This is a genomic window from cf. Phormidesmis sp. LEGE 11477 (assembly GCF_015207105.1).
GTDB lineage: Bacteria > Cyanobacteriota > Cyanobacteriia > Phormidesmidales > Phormidesmidaceae > Phormidesmis.
This window is the reverse complement of the sequence record NZ_JADEXO010000004.1, coordinates 86,686-105,698: the sequence shown is the minus strand read 5'-3', so window position 1 is coordinate 105,698 and position 19,013 is coordinate 86,686. Positions and strand designations below refer to the sequence as shown.

10 protein-coding genes are annotated in these 19,013 nt (G+C 49.7%); 3 read left to right on the top strand and 7 right to left on the bottom strand.

The genetic code is table 11. The annotated features are described in order from the left end of the window. The first annotated feature begins 181 nt into the window (after positions 1 to 181). The gene (locus IQ256_RS02440; protein ID WP_193853912.1) at positions 182 to 1,933 is read left to right on the top strand and encodes a helix-turn-helix domain-containing protein; all 1,752 of its coding nucleotides are present in this window, start codon (positions 182 to 184) and stop codon (positions 1,931 to 1,933) included. Positions 1,934 to 1,936: 3 nt separating this feature from the next. Here the strand turns inward: IQ256_RS02440 and IQ256_RS02435 are convergent, their stop codons facing one another. Both IQ256_RS02435 and IQ256_RS02430 read right to left on the bottom strand, forming a co-directional pair. Then, entirely contained in the window at positions 1,937 to 3,607 is a 1,671-nt protein-coding gene (locus IQ256_RS02435; RefSeq protein ID WP_193853910.1) for a YdiU family protein, read from the bottom strand. A 43-nt stretch (positions 3,608 to 3,650) separates the two neighbouring features. Beyond that, entirely contained in the window at positions 3,651 to 4,265 is a 615-nt protein-coding gene (locus IQ256_RS02430; RefSeq protein ID WP_193853908.1) for a cupin, read from the bottom strand. Positions 4,266 to 4,967: 702 nt separating this feature from the next. On the opposite strand from IQ256_RS02430, the gene IQ256_RS02425 reads away from it, so the two are divergent. Next, a complete protein-coding gene (locus IQ256_RS02425) occupies positions 4,968 to 6,569 on the top strand; it encodes a helix-turn-helix domain-containing protein (protein WP_193853906.1) in 1,602 nt (533 codons plus the stop codon). A 31-nt stretch (positions 6,570 to 6,600) separates the two neighbouring features. Here the strand turns inward: IQ256_RS02425 and IQ256_RS02420 are convergent, their stop codons facing one another. The 5 genes from IQ256_RS02420 to IQ256_RS02400 form a co-directional block, all read right to left on the bottom strand. Beyond that, positions 6,601 to 7,737 (bottom strand): ParB/RepB/Spo0J family partition protein, encoded by a 1,137-nt coding sequence (locus IQ256_RS02420; RefSeq protein ID WP_193853904.1) that lies wholly within the window; start codon positions 7,735 to 7,737, stop codon positions 6,601 to 6,603. A gap of 400 nt (positions 7,738 to 8,137) precedes the next feature. Further along, a complete protein-coding gene (gene pyk / locus IQ256_RS02415; protein ID WP_193853902.1) occupies positions 8,138 to 9,628 on the bottom strand; it encodes a pyruvate kinase in 1,491 nt (496 codons plus the stop codon). Then, a complete protein-coding gene (locus IQ256_RS02410) occupies positions 9,625 to 9,942 on the bottom strand; it encodes a hypothetical protein (RefSeq protein WP_193853901.1) in 318 nt (105 codons plus the stop codon). The genes pyk and IQ256_RS02410 overlap by 4 nt, the downstream gene beginning before the upstream one ends. A gap of 81 nt (positions 9,943 to 10,023) precedes the next feature. Beyond that, on the bottom strand, positions 10,024 to 12,078 hold the full coding sequence (glgX, locus tag IQ256_RS02405) for a glycogen debranching protein GlgX (RefSeq protein ID WP_228024501.1): 2,055 nt from the start codon (positions 12,076 to 12,078) through the stop codon (positions 10,024 to 10,026). Continuing rightward, positions 11,996 to 15,016 (bottom strand): bifunctional acetate--CoA ligase family protein/GNAT family N-acetyltransferase, encoded by a 3,021-nt coding sequence (locus IQ256_RS02400; protein WP_228024500.1) that lies wholly within the window; start codon positions 15,014 to 15,016, stop codon positions 11,996 to 11,998. The genes glgX and IQ256_RS02400 overlap by 83 nt, the downstream gene beginning before the upstream one ends. Positions 15,017 to 16,199: 1,183 nt before the next feature. Here IQ256_RS02400 and adhE point away from each other — a divergent pair. Beyond that, a complete protein-coding gene (adhE, locus tag IQ256_RS02395) occupies positions 16,200 to 18,941 on the top strand; it encodes a bifunctional acetaldehyde-CoA/alcohol dehydrogenase (protein WP_370623328.1) in 2,742 nt (913 codons plus the stop codon). The last annotated feature ends 72 nt before the right edge of the window (positions 18,942 to 19,013 follow it).

The following is a 19,013-nucleotide window of genomic DNA, read 5'->3' as shown; positions in this document are numbered from 1 at the left end:
TTGTCAGGTATGTGGTTGAACCAAATACTTTGTCAGGAAACGTGAAAATGAATAATAAAAAAACTATTAAACCGTATCAGAGGACATAGAACGCTTCGATACTCGATTGTTATACCTGTAGCGATAGAAACAAAGTTTTATAGAGGAGTTTATAGAGGGGTTCGATTCTTGTAGGGTGCTAATGGTCTATACCATCAAGGACGGTTGTCATGATTGCGATCGCTGTTGGTCTCAGTGTCTTAGAGGGGCTATCAAGCCTTCGGGACCGCAGGCAGCGTATCAGAAGGCAGGGTATTGGATTGACCCAACGCTTTGTGATGCCTGCCCGGATGTAGAGGTTCCTCACTGTGTACAGGTTTGCGATTCAGAGACTTCTCTAAAGCCTTTGTCATCGAGAAAGGGGCGCTGTAAGAGTACGCTGTTGCCGCCTGCTATACCCAGTATTTTTCTCAATGGAAAAACAACATCTTTTGCTTCTTGCATGGTGATTTGGGAAGCTTGCACAGTATTCTCTCACCGACAGTCGCTCTCTTGGCAAACTGATGCTAGCGGCAAGCTCTGCTATCGTCGATTGGTCAATCGAGGGCGTGGAGAAATGCGATTCCGGCTGGCAGCTGATCCTGAAGTCGCTCATCTAGAAAGAGCCAATCCTGACACGAATAATCCCGACGCGCTTAGCCATAGAACAGTAGATACTACGATAGACACTGATGCTGAAGTGCCTTTGCCAATGGCCGCAGATCCTGGCAGAGAGGCGATCGCAAGTTTTGACATTCGCGCCGCCTGCATTCATCTGATCTTTGCCGCCTATGCAGCCACGCTGGGTTGTCCTTGGGAAGAGTCTTTCGAGATCAACGATCAGCACATCGAAAAGTACCTAGGACTAGATAGACGCAAAGATCTCACCAAGCTAGAGAAACTCACTCTAATTAAAGAACTGGTTTACCAATCTTGTCGGCTACTGGTTTCTTTGAACTGGCCTCAGCAGGGAAAGGTACCTCCCTTTACACTCGCCGAGCAACCCATTTGGCAGCTGCTTCACACTCAATACTACTTTGAAAAAGATGCTCAAGGCTGCCAACATTTGATCGGTCTGAGCTTCACGATCAAATCTGGCGGCTGGGCTCAGCGCTTTCTCAACAGCAGAGACTATCGTAATCAAACGGCTTTTTATCAGTATGGCACCTTACCCCATGCCCTAATCGCAGAGGTCATGAGCAGCTGGCAACAGCATGAAGGTGCTGTTCGATTGTTGCTATGGTTGTTGTTTAAGCTGCGTTTGGGAGGAGATCATCGTCTGACGGTGCGTACTCTACTGCGAGTGGCCTACGGCGAGTCTCGCCTGCTAGAAGCTACGACCGTAAGGGGCGCTCATAAGCGTTTGCTCAAAACCTTCGAGCACGATCTCGAAAGGGTCTGCCGTCATGGATTGGAGCCTATCTTTGATCCAGAGACCTATCCGATTGAGATTCAGCCGCTGTGGGCTAAGGCGGCCAGAATTCCTGATGATGTGGATGAAGCACTGGACTTTTGGGCCGATCAGGCTAATCGCGTACTGACGGACAACGCGCCTAGAGATAAGTGGCAGCGGCTTTTGAACGCCCGCATTTTGGGATTCGAGCTGTCAGATGAGTGGCAGCAATCTGCTCGTCGCCCCGCACCCAAGCGTCGCCGTCGCCTCCCGTCCAAACGTCATTATCAGTCTCGTTCTTCTGTTCTCGATCGGGGCGCAGGTTCTGGTCAGTCTCTATTTGAACAGTCTCTATCTGGCCAGGCTATAAAGGCAGCGCGCGAGCAACAAAAGATCAGTCAGCGGGCTCTAGCCGATAGTTTAGGGAAGAGCCAGAGCTGGATTCGCGATATTGAAAAAGGGCGATTTAGTATCAGCTTTGAAGACCAGGTGCGGCTGCGTGAGGCGTTGGGAATTCAGTAGCGGCTAAGCGCAGCTTGCTATGGTTTGATTAAATCGCTGCCAGTTGTTGTCTAGTGAAATCGCCTGCCAAATTTCTGTAATCGCGCTTCGAGAGATTCTCTGCTGGGGGTTATGTTGCTTTAGGCGGTAGGCGATCGCCATCATCTCATCCTCTGACTGCTGTCTCAACAGCCGATGGTAGAATTCTCTCCAAGGCTTTAGCGCTGCCACTCGATCGACGATCTTCAGATCAGCAACGTTTGAATTTCCGAACCCTTTGCTTTCAAAGTAATTCCTAGAATAATTTGCAGGATGATTAGCAGAGTCGTTGGCTAAGCCTAAACTAGCTGGATTCGAGTTGGCCGAGCCAAAATCAGCACCGACTAAAAAGCTTAAGTCGGTGAAAATATTAGCTGGCTCTTCTCGCCATTGAACAGAAAACTGTTGTTGTAGTGCTTGAAAGAAATGGTGATAGTCAACTTGACTGGCAAACAAAAATTGCAAAGTAAGATCGATTAGGATTAACGCATCTTCATCTGGCAGAGTTTCAAACCCTAGCTTGCGTAGCATCCGCTGATGATAGGCACGTTCGTAGATTGTTGTAAAAGAGGTCAGCACGCTTTCCATCTCTGCTTTTGATATGACCGATGCCAAAGGCTCTTGCAGTTTTTCTAGGTTCCAACGACAAACTGTCGGTTGATTGCGATAGCTGTAGCGCCCTAGCCGATCAAAAGATGCCGCTGTGAAATGAGGGCTATAGGTATCAATAAAGGCGTAAGGGCCGTAGTCAAAGCCTTCACCAACGATGGACATATTGTCGGTATTGAGAACGCCGTGACAAAATCCTGCCGCCATCCATCCGGCTACCAGATGAGCGGTGCGCTGCACGAGTTCTGCGTAGAATTGAATGTCTCGATCTGGAGCGTGCCAGAGATGGCCGTAGTAATGCGAGATAATATGATCGAGCAGTCGCCGGACCAAATCGGGACGATCAAGATAGTCTAGTCGCTCAAAGGTGCCAAACCGGATATGTGAACGGCTAAGACGAACCATGACAGCTGAGCGAGTGGGTGATGGTTCGTCGGCTCGGGTCAACTCTTCACCTGTTTCTATCAGGCTGAGAACCCTTGAGGTAGGGATGCCGAGTCTATGCAGCGCTTCGGCGGCTAATACTTCTTTGATACCACCTAATAAAGACAGCCGACCGTCACGCCCGTGAGAATGAGGGGTCTGCCCGGATCCTTTTGTGCCTAAATCCAAAAGTTGCCCACTAGCTGTTTGCACCTGCCCATAGAGAAAGCCGCGTCCGTCTCCTAAATAGGGATTGTATTGGCCAAACTGATAGCCGTGGTAGCGCAGGGCTAAGCCTGATCTTTGTGCTCCTGATGTTTGTAGATTAGTTCTTGGCGAGTGAGTTTCTCGTGGCTGAAATAGTTGTTGAGATTTCTGTTGTTGAGATTTCTGTTGTTGCGGTTGCTGGCTGGAATGATCTCGAAACTGACCAAAAGCTTCAACAAAATGCTGGTCGCTGACCGACTCAGAGGACAATCCTAGCAAAGGAAGTAGACTATTGTTGCGAAAGCGGAGACGAGTATTGGAAAAAACCGCAGGTTGAACAGTGTCGTAAAAGTCTTCTCCTAGAGATGCCAGTGCAGCTTCATACTGTAATCCAAAGAAGGGATTAGGGGCAGGCATAGCTCTCCTGTTAGCCTGAGTGGTTGGGTTTAGTCGCTTTTGTCTAATAGCGTTTGGCCTGGTGGGCGATCGCATCAAATTCAAACCGCTGTTCGCTCATAGTCTCTCCATACAGGTTAAAGGTGACCAGTGGCTCTTTCCCAATTGCCTGCACACGGTGGATGGCCTCTGGAACGAAACTGATTACCTCACCGTAGCTCAGCGTTTTTTCGGCCACACAGACAATTTTGTTAGGAAGGTCTGGCTCAGGCGATCGCTGCCAGAAAGTATGTTTCTCTTGACCCTGTAGTATTGCAACAATTCCCCAAGTGCCATGGGTGTGAATTGAGGAGCTAGCACCCGGCTTAAGCGCTTCAATTTGAACCGTTAGAGGATAGCCCGTTTCATCGTAGAGATTCAAAAGTGCAGTGGGTGCCGCAGGCAAAAAGGTAGGGCGCTGGGTTCTGATCCAATAGGAATTAACGATGAGCTTGCGGACTAGCTGTCGTAGCACTGGTAAGCGATCGCATTGATGAGTTGTTTTCGTTTGCCGCAGTAGGTTTTCTACCTCTGTCAAAAACCGATGAAAGTAATAAGGAGATTCTAACAAATCCCAATCGCGGAGCGTTGGGCATGGCTGACAGTGCCCGTCTTCTGTAACTATCCAATCTTTATTCACGAATTATCTTTTGAACGGCTTGTTCTTAAAATTCTAGAATTTTCACTCTGAACTATTTGATTCCTATGTCGCCTTTGTATTCTGACTGGTAAAAACATGTACAAGCAAAAACATAAGCAAATTTTTGGGCAATCGCATTACCTGTCATAAACCTTGAGTTGCTGAGTTGCAAGAAAGAACAAACTCATATAAGAACCTCTTTGATAGCTATTAGAAATAGTTTGTAAAGAAAACATAAAACTGTATCGAGTGACATAGAACAGACTATATTGCATTGTTATACATAATACAGATGAAATATACAGATACAACAAAAGAAAATCTGTCTCAGCCGCCTTTTTTAACTGTGTTTTAGTCTCTTGCTCATTATTTTAGCTCTTTTGGTCGAGAGTGAATTTGATGAGGCAAATTGTTTTTTGGCTATTGCTAGCTGCTTGATTCTGTCGGTTCATTTTTCTTTTTGAACGCAAGTCTGAGACAGGCTAACCGAATAGAAAAAGCAGTATCGAGAAAGATACGAATTCTCTGAAATAGATATTTGTATAGTAGGTATCTATAAAAGTCTCTGTTGAGCTTGAAATATTGATGCAATTTTTGTTGAGTTGCTCTACCAGGTTTTTACCTGTGAAAGCTCTCTTTTTTCTAGCTCGCAAAATTAACAATCTATCAATTTCACTTCAGTTTGTCAGATGTCAACGTGCTATGAACTACACGATTAAAGAAAACTGTATTGCCTGCGATATGTGCCAGCCCCTATGTCCACAGGATGCGATCAAACCCAATGATGAAAGCGACGGTTATTGGATCGATCCAACGCTGTGTGATGGCTGCCCCGATCTAGACGTGCCTCTATGCGTTTCAGTCTGTGACGTGGAAGCACTAAAGCCTTTGCCGCCTAAAAAAGGACGATGCAAAAGTACTTTATTACCCGTCGCGATTCCAAGTATTTTTCTCAACCGCAAAACGTCACCTTTTGCCTCTTGCATGGTGATGTGGGAGACCTGTAATATTTTAGCCCAGCGGCAGGCTCTGCCTTGGAAGCAAGATGCTGAAGGCCAATTCTGCTATCGTCGGCCAGTAAATCGCAATCGAGGAGAAATGAGATTTCGGCTAGCGGCAGATGCTGAATCGAATTCTCCGAAGTCAATCGGCTTCGGATCTGGGGAAGAGGCGATCGCAAACTTCGACATTCGTGCCACCTGTATCCATCTAATTTTTGCCGCCTATGTCATGACGATTGATTATCCTTGGCAAAATGCTTTTGTCATAAATGACCAGCACATTGCTAAATATCTAGGACTCGATAAGCGCAAGGATCTCACTAAGCTTGATAAGCTTACCCTGATCAAGAATCTAGTTCATCAATCCTGCCAGGTTCTAGTTGCTCTCGACTGGCCTCAGCAAGGTAGAGTCAATGCTTTTAGCTTAGATGAACATTTCGTTTGGCAGCTGCTTGATACCCAATACTATTTTGAGAAAGACAGTCACGGACATCAGCACCTCATTGGTCTAAGCTTTACTATAAAAGCGGGACTGTGGGCCCAACACTTTTTGAACAAGCAAGAATACCGAGCCCAAACCGCCTTTTATCAGTATGGCACCCTGCCTCAATCGCTGCTTAGAGAGGTGATGAGCCGCTGGCAACAGCATGAGGGTGCTATCCGTATACTGTTGTGGAATTTGTTTAAGTTGAGGCTAGGCGGTGACCAGCGCATAAAGGTTCGCACCCTGATGCGAGTCGCCTACGGAGAAGAACAATTGCATCAGGCTGCCACCGTGCGCGGTGCTCACAAGCGACTGTTAAAAGCGTTTGAAAGCGACTTAGAAGCGATCTGCCAGTATGGGTTAAAGCCGCTGTTTGATCCTAAAACCTATCCGCTCGATATTCAGCCGCTTTGGGTGAGGGTGGCTAATATCCCCGATGATGTGGACGAGGAAGTTAACTTTTGGGCCGATGATGTCAATCGAGCTTTTGGTCTTACGGATAGTGCGCCCAGAGATAAATGGCAGCGCCTGCTCAATGCTCGTCTATTAGGCTTTGAAATTTCAGAGGAGTGGCAAGAAAATATTCGACGCCGCAAACCTAAGAAACGCCGTAAGCCCTCTAAATCATGGACTGTTGCTCAGACCGAAAAGCTCTCTGGCAGCGATATTAATTTGGCTCGCCAGCGGCAAAAGCTGAGTCAGCGATCGCTCGCCGAGCGCCTCGGCAAGAGCCAAAGCTGGGTTCGTGATATTGAAAATGGACGATTCAAGGTCGGCCAGAACGACCAAGTGCTGCTACGTAAAGTGTTGGATCTTTAATAATACCGTATGATTTAAAATTCTAGAATTTTCAACTCTGATCGCGAAAGGATTCAATCTCTTTGATCAGCCTGTTTATCTGCGCTAATCTTTCTTTTACTTCTGGTTTCTCTAACAGAAAAACCAGATCTTTCAAGCGCTGAATCCGATCATGAATCTGCTCTGCTATAGACGCTCCTGGCAGTGCGCTTTCAATTGGGAGAGAGTTTGCGATCTGTTCAATCGGCTGCTCTGTAGGCTGCCGTTCTGCAAGCTGCTGCTCCGTAGGCTGTTGATCTGTAGGCTGCTGCTCTGTAGGCTGATCTACAGGCTGTTTTATAGTTTCATCTGGCGATTGTTTGGCAGTTTCGTTCAGCGGTTTTTTGTTCAGAGGTGGCTCTCTTGATTTCACCGTGGCCCTGATTAAAGAGACAACATCCCCTTTGGTTTTCCCCTCAGCTTGAGAAATTAGCGGCGCGTGAAATGCCGCTGGCTGACGATTAACCAGGACGGCATTGGTCGGCGATAGCCTGCCAGCTTTGACAGAATCCAAGATCGGCGGCGCTAGATTAAGTAAAGGCAGACGATTAGAGACAAAGCTAGCCAGTTTCATGCCAAACTCGCCTAGTATTTCGTTGACTATTGCCACTTGTTGATTGCTAAATTCACCTGTATACTCAGTGCCACGTATGTGCGAATTGTTGATCTTATAGAGAGATGCTTTAATTGCCTCGTTGGATAGCCTCAACCTCAAAGACAACAAGCTAAGAATACTTTCAGTTTGTTCTATTAAAGAGATTTCTTCACTGAGCAAATGAGCAATTAGGGCCGCTTCTAGTGCGGTAGCATCGGACATTGGCCGAATAATAGCAGGGATGGTTGTCATCCCCAGTGTTTGACAGCAGCGCCAGCGCCGTTCCCCGCTAATTACCTCGTATTTCTCATCTTGCCCAGGCCTTAATAGAATAGGTTCAAGCACTCCATGCTTTTCAATAGATTCTTTCAGCAGCTCCATTTTACCTGGATCAAAATACAGCCTTGGCTGCTGCATATTGTTAGGTAGCTGCAAGGAAACAATCCGATCAATTCGTATCTCTAATGAGGCAGATTGCGCCTTTAAGCTCTTGATTTCTTCTTTCAGATGCGGAATAGTTTCCCCAGCTTGAGCTGCTTGAGTACGCCTATACATTGGAGTTCTCCTATGAATCTCTCCGTTTATATATAGCAAGCGCAATTATAGAGAGGCGCGATCACCCCTCTATCGGGACTAACTAGAATAATTAAGCTTGTACTCAGCAGCTCAAGCCCAGACACAGCAAAGAACGTGAATTTCTCTTGGGACAGGGGACGAGTATTTTAACACCGAGGGACGGGCGTTTTTATAGTGTGGTACGTCCATTGTGTACTCGGCCCAGAACATTCCTATAGCAGCCCACTAAAGACCCGCCAGCGCTGACCTACCACCCCTAGCTTGAGATGTAAAAGGCTAGCCTCCGGCCTATTGAAGGCCAATATTTGTGTACTCACCAGCAATCTATATGAGTAACCGACCTAGAGAAGCAACTGCTTTACCCGCGCTCGGTTTAGCGCTAGTCGATTGGGTGGTGACCAATCGTATGGATTTTGAGAAAGTTAGTAGAGCCTGCTACCTTGATTGGCAGTCCTCCTAGCAGCAACACCTTATCTTCAGGTTGGGCAAACTGCCTCTCTAGCAGGCAATCTTCCATCTGTTGAAACAAGACTTCTAAAGATCCGTCTAGCTGCTCTAGCAGCACCGGCCTAATACCCCACACAAGATTGAGCTGGTGGTAGACTTTGGGATTCGCAGTTAGGGCTACGATGGGCGCTCTAGGGCGCTCGGCGGCGGCGAGGCGGGCTGTGTGTCCAGTCTCTGTAAAGGTGACAATGCAGCGCAAATCTAGAACCCGATCAATTGCATTGAGTGCCTCGCTAATCGCGTGAGGATCGTCAATGGTAGAGGGAGGAAAGTTGGTATACTCAATTTCCGGTTCAACATCACTGGCAATTCGCGATAGCATCCCTACGGCTTCTACCGGATACTGACCCACGGCTGATTCGCCTGAAAGCATGACGGCGTCTGTCCCGTCGATAATGGCGTTAGCCACGTCACTAGCTTCGGCTCTAGTTGGCCTAGGGCTATGGGTCATACTTTCTAGCATTTGCGTTGCGGTAATCACCGGAATGCCTTTTTGATTACACAGACGAATAATTCTCTTTTGGATCAAGGGGACTTTTTCGGGCCGCATTTCTACGCCTAGATCGCCTCTAGCCACCATGATGGCGTCGCATTCGTTGACAATCGCTTCTAGGTTTTCAATGGCCTGCGGTTTTTCTAATTTTGCCAGCACCGAAACGTTTACACTCTGATGAGGGCTGTGCTGTGCCAGCAGCTTTTTCAAGACCTGCACATCCTCAGCCTGCCGCACAAAGCTTAGGGAAACAACATCTACACCCTGCTGAGCACCGAAGACTAGATCCTGCTTGTCTTTTTCAGTGATAGAAGGCATTTGCAGATTTAGCGTCGGCAGGTTCACCCCTTTTCGGCTTTTTAGCAGGCCGCCAGTCACTACTTGGGCGCGCACCGCTGTGCCCTCTACGGCTTCTATCCGTAGCTCTAGCAACCCATCGTCTAAAAGCACGGGCGTCCCTATTTCAGCGTCTGTAGCCAGGTGAGGATAGTCTATTTCCACTGTCTTTGAGGATTGATTGGCTTGCTGAGACACTTCTCCTGGCGCTTCTCCTGGCGCTTCTCCTATAGGTACTAGCCTGAGCCAGTCTCCGGCGGCAAGGGGTAGTCCTTCACCTGGCAGTTGACCGACCCGGATCTTTGGCCCTTGCAAATCTTGTAACAGAGTCAGCGGGCGCTGTAGCTCATGAGAAACTGCTCGAAGCTGCCGGATTTGCTGGGCGTGATCTTCATAAGAACCATGAGAGAAATTCAGCCGAGCCACGTTCATCCCTGCTTGCATCATCTGCCTAATCACATCTGGCGAGCGGCTAGCAGGTCCAATTGTCGCCACGATCTTCGTACGAGGATGCAAGAGACGTAAGCCGTTCATACTTTCTCAGCGCTGGCGCTTAGCTTGGCTAGATTTAGTTCTTCGCTCATGATGGCACTGTGCATCAAGGTATCGACAATCGAAGTGGCATTGTTGAGGACGTGGAAGTATTCCATCTTTTGGTTGATGGTTCTCAGGTCTGTTTTGATAGCAGATAGCTCAGCTTCGTCAGTCGCTTCATCGAGCTGACCGAGCAAGTAGCCCTGGGCCATTTTGTAGTAGGACTGCATATCGCGAGAGTAGCAGTGAAGGGCGGTGGCGACTTCGACAAGAGAGTGGTCTTGAATGCCGAATTCTGGTTTTTTAACGTCCATAAAGTGTTCTTGATGAGTGAAGACTAATCGTAACTTCTCGGTAGGTTAGTTGCTGGTTGGCTTTATGTTCTGTGGTTTGGGTTACCAACTGTTGGTAATTAAGACGACCGCAGAGCGAGCAGCGACTGAATAGAAGGATTGTTCAACCTTGGGAGCCTGTTCTATGGGACAAAAGTCTTGCGGGGCAGCTAAGGCGGTATCGATAATTCGCTGCCAGTGAGCTGGCTTAGAGTGAGCTGGCGGCGTCAGTGGTGGCAGCTCAAAGGTGAGCGGCTCCCAATAGGCATTAAAGATAACGTGCAGCAGCTCGCCGTACTGTCGGTAGCGCAGGGTAAAGGACAGACTGCGAGAATCTTCTGACCAGTCAGGCTGGCCTAGGGTGATGCCGTGCCAGCTAATTAGCGGTTCTAGCCTGTCTTCTTGAGGATCAAAGTCCGTGACAATCAGCTGTTCGTCATGTTTGAAGAGGTGCAAGGTTTGAATTAGATTAACGAGCTGCTGCACGAATCGGAGAAAATCTTGCTGGGTGGAGACATCATCCCAGTCGAACCAGCTCAGCGTATTGTTCTGGCAGTAGGCGTTGTTGTTGCCATGCTGCGATCGCAACACTTCATCACCCATCAGCATCATCGGCGTTCCTTGAGACATTGCCCACAGCACAAACATATTTTTGGCCTGCTGTCTTCGTAGGGCCTGAACGCTCGGATCATCGGTTGGGCCTTCTACGCCACAGTTCCAGCTCCAGTTGTCATTGGCACCATCACGGCTATCTTCACCGTTGGCCTCATTGTGCTTGTGGTTGTAGCTGACGAGATCGTGGAGGGTAAAGCCGTCGTGGCAGGTGACAAAGTTGATGCTGTAGTTCGGTCCCCGGTTGAGATGAGGATAGAGATCCGGGCTGCCCATAATCCGATGGGCGATCGCACCACATAGACCGCGATCGCTGCGGACAAATCGCCGCACTTCATCTCGATAGGGGCCGTTCCACTCAGCAAAGCGCTCTCCGGCGAAGCGTCCGACCTGGTAGAGCCCAGCGGCATCCCATGCCTCCGCAATAATCTTGATACCGGCTAGCGCCGGATCGGTATTAATTAGCCACAGAATCGGTGGTATCTCTAAGGGTTCGCCCGTGATCCCGCGAGAGAGCACCGACGCCAAGTCAAATCGAAACCCATCTACATGCATTTCCAAAACCCAGTAGCGCAGACAGTCAAGAATCAGATAGCTGCTGATCGTGCTGGTCTTGAGCGTGTTGCCGCAGCCGCTGTAGTTTTTGTAATGGGCTTTATCGTCTTCGAGGATGTAGTAAGACTCATTGCTCAGCCCTCGAAATGACAGCGTTGGCCCCTCGTGATTTCCCTCAGCCGTGTGATTGAACACCACATCTAAAATCACCTCAATGCCCGCTTTGTGCAAAGCTTTGACCATATCTCGAAACTCATCCACCGGTCCTAGGCCAGTTTTATTGGCGCTATAGCCCCAGTGCGGCGCAAAAAAGGCAACCGAACTATAGCCCCAGTAGTTCTCTCTGTCACCGGGGGCATCGCTGTCGTCAAACTGCTGTATTGGCATCAGCTCTACCGCCGTAACGCCTAATGACTGTAGATAGGGGATCTTTTCGATCAGGCCCGCGTAGGTGCCCCTGGTTTCGATCGGCAATTCTGAATTGGGATGCTGAGTGAACCCGCCAACGTGCAGCTCATAGATGACCGTGTCGGCATAGGACGTTTGGGGGTGCAAATCGTTCTCCCAATCATACTGCTGAGGGTCAATAACGACGCCTCTGAGTGCCTGCGGGCAGTTATCAAAGGGGGTGCTAGCTGCCTGACGAGAGTAGGCCGGCCAGCCGACCACTAAGCGAGCATAGGGATCGATTAATACCTTGTTCCGGTTGAACCGCAGTCCCTGCTTGGGCGCATAGGGGCCATCGACCCGATAGGCATATATTTGATTAGCTGCCAGTCCTTCTATAAAGATGTGCCAGTACTGAAACGTTTTGTTTTTCTCAGGGTCTAGCCATAGTGTTTTGTCGGGCCAAGCAGACTCCGGTGAGTCAAACAGCAACAGCTCTACAGCAGTAGCGTCTTTGGCATAAAGGCAAAAGTTCACGCCATTTTCTCGGACTGTGGCACCCAAAGGAAAACTGTCCCCAGGCTGAACGGTCAATCGGTTCAATGCGGTTTGGGGGGGCTGTTCTGAAATCAAGTTGGAATAGGGCATACGAGGCGTTTTCAAGAATTAGGATGCGGTTCACAGATAGGCTTGACGTAGTTTTGAAGGCACTGGCAGCTAGGTTTGCGAGTTTGTACAGCCGGTTCAAAGGGCGGATTGTGAGGGCAGATCTAGGGTCGCTGTGACCATATCTCCCTAGCTGGCGACGCGCGATCGCAAAGCCATGCCGCCGACAAAGCTGTTGCATCTGGATGTTTTCTGGCAAAATTTCGGCCACGATCTGATCGATACGTTCTTGTTTTGCCACCGTGATTAACATCTTCATCAGCTGGCTGCCAATACCCTGATGCTGATGGCGATCGCTTACTAGCATCGACAGCTCGACCGTCCGAGTGCCAGGAAACTGGCTGAGCCGTCCTACTCCTAGGATTGCTCGCTCGTCTCCTGCATTTGCTTCTACCACTAATGCGATCTCGTGGTCGTAGTCTATAAAACAAATGCGCGTCAGTCGCTCGTGAGCCGTCCGTCCGCTGAGCTTGAACATGTGGGCATAGCGCATGTATACACTTTCATCAGAAAGGGTTTGGTGAAATGTCACAATCAACGGTTCATCTTCAGGTTCGATCGGGCGAATCAGTACAGATTCTCCTGTTTTGAGCGTCCACTGGGCTTCGTACTGGTGGGGATAGGGGCGAATGGCGGGCTTGGGCAAATCCTCTGGGGGAGTATCCGCCGGATGCAAGATAATTCGAGCGTCGAGTGCGATCGCACAGTGGCGGTTATTTGTACCCTTTGCGGGTGTCACCCGTAGGGGATTAATGTCGATCTCTTTAATCCAAGGTTGTTCAATCACCAGCCGACTAAACCGAACCAGCAGCTGCTCTAGCCGCTTTAGATCAACCGCGCTGCGACCGCGAACGCCCTTTAGCGCCTTGTATATTTTGGTCTGTTCCATCATCCGCCGCGCCAGAGTCGTATTCAGTGGCGGCAGTCCGAGCGCCCGATCTTGAAACACTTCTACTAGCTCACCGCCGAGGCCAAATAACAGCACCGGGCCAAACTGAGGATCGACGCTGCTGCCTAGAATCAGCTCGTAGCCGTCTGTAGGCACCATCGGCTGCACCGTTACGCCCAAGAAAGCCCCTCGCTCTGTAGTGATCGAGGCGACAGCCTGCTGAATCGCCTCAAACGCCGAGTACACGGCCTGGTCGTTAGTCAAATTCAGATAGACCCCCCCCACATCGGTCTTGTGAGTGATGGTTTGTGACCACAGCTTGACCACCACCGGATAGCCGATGGTCTGGGCGCATTCCACAGCGGCGTCTGCGGTCACTGCCGTTTGGCTAACCACCGTCGGAATGCCATAGGCTGAAAGCACCATCTGAGACTCTAGCTCTGTCATTAGCGTTCTGCCGTCAGCGCGAACTCGCTCAATCAGGGTTTTAGCGACGTCTATCTGGGCAATTTCTTCGGCAAAGGCTGGCGTCTCGTAAAGGCTGCGTAAATTGCGATAGTAGCGCCACATCTGGGTAAACACCCGCGCTGCCGTATCGGGATAGGCCAGCGTAAAAATGCCAGCTTCGTTGAGCAGATCTTCACCGGGCTGCACCGTCTCTTGCCCCATCCAAGTTGCCAGCATTGGCCCGCCGTCCGCCGGACGCAGCGACTGAATCTTTTCAGCCGTCCGCTGCGGATCGGTCATTGCCTGCGGCGTTAGCACTACCAGCAGGCCATCGCTGTTGGGGTCTTTGGCCACGACTTCTAGCGCCTGCTGATAGCGCTCTGGAGTAGCGTCGCCCAGGATATCAATCGGATTGTGATGGCTCCACTGCGCTGGCAGGCAGGCATCTAGAGCTGCTTTGGTTTGGGGTGAGAGCACCGCCAGCTCGCCGCCATTGCGAATCAGCGAGTCGGTCGCGAGAACGCCGGGGCCCCCTGCATTGGTGACGATGGTGAGCCGATTGCCCTTGGGCCGAGGCTGCTTGGCCAAAATTTCAGAGAGATTAAATAGATCGTCAATGGTGTCTACCCGCAAGACACCGCAGCGCCGAAAAGCTGCGTCTAGAACCTCATCGCTACCGGTGAGCGCGCCTGTATGTGAAGCTGCTGCCGCCGCTGCGGCCTGCGTGCGGCCCGCTTTGATTACGATAATTGGCTTGGTGAAGGCGACTTCTCTAGCTGCCGATAAAAACGCGCGGGCATTGCCAATAGATTCCATATAAATCACAATGCTGGCGGTCTTTGGATCGTCTCCTAAATAGTTGATCAGATCGCCCCAGCCCACGTCCAGCATTGATCCCACCGAGACGAAGGCGCTAAATCCAACATTCTCTCTAAAGCTCCAGTCCAAGATTGAGGTGCAAAGGGCACCGCTTTGGCTGATAAAGCCGACATTGCCCGGACGGGCGATCGCACTAGCAAACGTGCCATTAAATCCGGTATGAGGGTTCATCACGCCCAGACAGTTCGGGCCAATCAGCCGCAGCCCAGACTCACGTAGCAAGTCCGAAATCTCTTGTTCTAGGGCGATCCCCGCCGCGCCGACTTCTCTAAACCCAGATGAAATCACAATCGCGCCTTTCACCCCCGCCGCTACGCAGTCGCGAATGGCTCCTGGCACAGCCGGTGCAGGAATCGCAATGACCGCCAAATCGACCGACTCTGGAATGTCTAGCAGATGGGCATAGGCCTTGATACCCAATACGCTAGAACGCTTAGGATTGACTGGATAGACCGTTCCACCAAAGGGGTTGCGAATCAGGTTCCACAGCAGCCGCCGTCCGACGCTAGTCGGTTTGTCGGTTGCGCCTATTAGTGCGATCGCCTGAGGATTGAAAAAAACATCTAGTGGCTGGCGACGGGTACGCAGCACGTCATGGGCCGGATCAGAACGTAAAGGCATTACAGAGGTCATTGGCTTCGTCCCAATCGAGGAAAATTTTTACAGGTAAACGTTGACAAGCAAGATACTTACTGAGCCTGTTGTCAGAAAACAAAGTATTCGCAGAGATAAGTGTTCGCAAATAAAGAGCTCAGCAGACAAACTATCGGCAAACAAACAGGTTCTAGCAAATTTTTAGCGAGATGTATTTCTGGCAAGATAGAATTTCTAGCAAGATAGAGGAATCTCTATCTTTTTCATGCTCTATCTTTTCTATTGGTTGATTCTATTGGTTGAACTGTATCAAGCAGTTCATTTCGCTCAAGTAGATGTTTAACATAGATATTTAGCAATGACTAAATATCTTTAAGCTGTAGAAAAAGTAAGATTAACCGTGACCTATCCTAGTAAAGAGGCAAAGGAAGCTTATGGATAAACGAAAAGTCAACAAACAGCTGTTGCACAAAAATGGTATCTAGGTGAATAGTCGCAAAAGCTCTCCAGTCTTTTTACCAGGTCTTTCTTATCAGGCTCTTTCGGCTTTCTTTTTTTGCTCCTACTTTTCCTTTTGTGAAGCTCCACGAGAATTCACAAAAGGAAAAGAGAGGTATCTATTGTTTTTGCCGGATCAACCCAATGAACAATCGAAGAAATAAGCACTAGGCTGGTCAAAGACCAAGCCCATAGTAGCGGAAGCAAACTATATTGAGATTTGTTTTTGATGACATTACGATCCAAACTCTCTTGAGTAGACTACGCTTGAACATATACAGCACACCAGCTACTAGACAAAAAGCTGCTGAACGACAGAAAGAAGAATGCCAGGTGGCACTGCTAGGTAACAGCCCTATCGATGCTGGCTGTCACTATCTAAACTGTCTGCTCTAAGCGCTGTACAGAGTGTGCTGTACAGAGTGCGCCGTACAGAAGGGGCTACGAAGAGCGATAAACACTGGTTTAATCATTTGAACGATTGTTCAACTATCTGTGTAATCTCCATAGCACGGATGGCTTTATACACAAACTTACTCAGCTACGTTTAGTAAAAATAGCAGTAGCCCCTTTGTACGGTGCCCTTGTTTATTGCTGCGTGTAGAGGGCTGCGTATGTATCTCGTATCCGTACTGCCTGTAAAAGATTGTTTCCATGCATTCCAGCTGGTCGCAGCCATGATGATGCCACACCTTAAGCCGAGGCTATGAATATGACTCTTTCTAACACTCAACCTGTTGCGTCAACTGCAGCTGAAGTCAACAGCGCTGATACATTAGAGGCGCTCATTGCATCGGTTAAAGTAGCCCAGACCGAATACGCCAACTATTCTCAAGAGCAGGTCGATCATATCTTTAAGATGGCGGCGCTAGCGGCGAATACGGCTCGGCTGCCGCTAGCGAAGCAGGCGGTTACAGAAACGGGAATGGGCGTCATCGAAGACAAGGTGATCAAAAATCACTTTGCTTCTGAAATCATTTACAACAAATACAAGCACGAAAAAACCTGCGGCATTATCGAGGCCGATCCGACCTTTGGCATCCAAAAGATTGCGGAGCCCATGGGAATTTTGGCCGGGATTGTCCCCGTCACCAATCCCACTTCTACCGCTGTTTTCAAAACTCTAATTGCACTCAAAACTCGCAATGCCATTATTCTCTCCCCGCATCCAAGGGCAAGGCTTTGCACTATCGCTGCTGCTCGCACCGTTTTGGAGGCGGCGGTCAAAGCAGGTGCGCCTCCTAACATTATCGGCTGGATTGATCAGCCTTCGATCGATCTTTCTCAGCGCTTGATGAGCCACGAGGCAGTCAGCCTGGTGCTGGCTACGGGTGGGCCGAGCATGGTCAAAGCCGCTTATTCGTCAGGGCATCCTTCGCTGGGTGTGGGCGCAGGGAATACGCCAGCGCTAATTGATGCTAGCGCCGATCTGAAGACGGCAATCTCTTCGATTCTGCTCAGCAAAACCTTCGACAATGGCATGATCTGTGCCAGCGAGCAGTCTGTGATTGCTGAGGAGAGTGTGTATGAACGCACCAAAGAAGAGTTTTTGAGTCGCGGCGCTTACTTTACAACGCCAGAAGAACAAGCGCGCCTAGCCGACAAGATTCTGTTGAATGGTCGCTTGAATCCAGAAATTGTTGGTCAGCCAGTCGCTAAGCTAGCGGACATGGTAGGCATTACGGTTCCTCGAAATACTCGGGTATTAATCGCTGAGATCGAAGAGATTGGCCCAGACGAACCACTTTCTTATGAAAAGCTCACGCCCATTTTGGCAATGTATCGGGCTAAGGACTTTGCCGATGGCCTAGATAAGGTTCAAAAGCTGGTGACTTTTGCGGGCAGAGGCCATACGGCAGTGCTCTATACCAAGCCAGATAATGCTGACCACATTCAACAGTTTGAATCACTGGTTGAAACTAGCCGCGTGCTCATCAACACGCCCGCTTCCCAAGGGGCGATTGGCGATCTTTATAACTTCCGGCTAGATCCCTCTTTGACTTTGGGCTGTGGTAGCTGGGGCGGCAATTCACTCAGTGCCAACGTGGAGCCGCGTCATCTGCTAAATGTGAAAACGGTGGCCGAGCGGCGAGAGAATATGCTGTGGTTTCGGATACCGCCAAAGATTTACTTTAAATCAGGGGCGCTGCCTGTGGCTCTAAGTGAGCTGAGCGATCGCGAACGCGCTTTTATTGTCACTGACAAACCGCTCTACGATCTGGGCATGACCACGCTGGTCGAAGACACCTTGAGCAGTATTGGGGTAAAGAGCCAAATCTTCTATGACGTTGAGCCCGATCCTTCTTTGGAGACAGTAGAGCGAGGGGTGGCGCTGATGCAGCAGTTCAACCCTGATGTGATTGTTGCGATCGGGGGCGGTTCGCCGATGGATGCAGCCAAAGTCATGTGGCTGATGTACGAGCATCCTGATATTGCCTTTGATGGACTGGCGATGCGGTTTATGGACATTCGCAAGCGGGTGTACGAGCTGCCGCCGCTGGGCGAAAAGGCTATTTTGGTCGCGGTGCCGACGACCTCTGGCACTGGCTCGGAGGTAACCCCATTCGCGGTTGTTACTGACCACAAAACTGGGATTAAATATCCGCTGGCCGACTACGCGCTAACGCCAACGATGGCAATTGTCGATCCTAATCTGGTGCTGAACTTGCCAAAGTCGCTGACGGCATTTGGCGGCGTCGATGCCCTGACCCATGCCTTGGAAGCCTACGCTTCTGTGATGGCCTCTGAATTTACTAATGGCCTAGCGCTAGAGGCGATTCAGCTGATATTCAAGTATTTGCCTCGGGCCTACAGCAACGGAGCTAATGATCCAGAAGCCAGAGAGAAAATGCATTACGCTTCGACGATTGCTGGACTGGCTTTTGCCAACGGATTTTTGGGCATTTGTCATTCGATGGCACATCAGCTAGGGGCGACTTTCCACATTCCCCACGGACTGGCCAACGCCCTGATGATTTCTCATGTTATTCGCTATAACGCCACCGATGCACCGTTCAAGCAGGCTACCTTTTCGCAGTACAAGTATCCGAATGCAAAGTGGCGCTACGCGCAGGTTGCCGATCATCTGCACCTAGGGGGGACTACCGACGATGAGAAAGTAAATCGCCTGATCGGTGCGATTGAACAGCTCAAGGCACAGGTGGATATTCCGACCGCACTTGCCGATGCGCTGTCGATTCCGGCAGACGAATTCTATGCTGAGGTAGATAGCCTGGCCGATCATGCCTTCGATGATCAGTGTACTTCGGCAAATCCTCGCTATCCCCTAATCGGCGATCTCAAGCAAATTATCATACAGGCATACAAAGGAGATTCGCCTTTGGTAGTCGGTGGCCTCTCGGAGCGTCTTAGAGAAATGGCTGACGTCTCGGGCTCTCGGCCAGAATCTAAGCCAGAGTCTAAGCCTGAATCGGAGGCAGAAACTGTTGTTTAGCTCGTTGCTTAAACAGTGGTTTGAATGAGTAGTTTGAATGAGTGGCTTGAATGATGACTTCAACAACAATAG

Coding starts and splice junctions, on each gene's coding strand:
- IQ256_RS02440 (WP_193853912.1), top strand. CDS start 182: ATGGTCTATACCATCAAGGACGGTTGTCATGATTGCGATCGCTGTTGG.
- IQ256_RS02435 (WP_193853910.1), bottom strand. CDS start 3,607: ATGCCTGCCCCTAATCCCTTCTTTGGATTACAGTATGAAGCTGCACTG.
- IQ256_RS02425 (WP_193853906.1), top strand. CDS start 4,968: ATGAACTACACGATTAAAGAAAACTGTATTGCCTGCGATATGTGCCAG.
- IQ256_RS02420 (WP_193853904.1), bottom strand. CDS start 7,737: ATGTATAGGCGTACTCAAGCAGCTCAAGCTGGGGAAACTATTCCGCAT.
- pyk (WP_193853902.1), bottom strand. CDS start 9,628: ATGAACGGCTTACGTCTCTTGCATCCTCGTACGAAGATCGTGGCGACA.
- IQ256_RS02410 (WP_193853901.1), bottom strand. CDS start 9,942: ATGGACGTTAAAAAACCAGAATTCGGCATTCAAGACCACTCTCTTGTC.
- IQ256_RS02400 (WP_228024500.1), bottom strand. CDS start 15,016: ATGCCTTTACGTTCTGATCCGGCCCATGACGTGCTGCGTACCCGTCGC.
- adhE (WP_370623328.1), top strand. CDS start 16,200: ATGACTCTTTCTAACACTCAACCTGTTGCGTCAACTGCAGCTGAAGTC.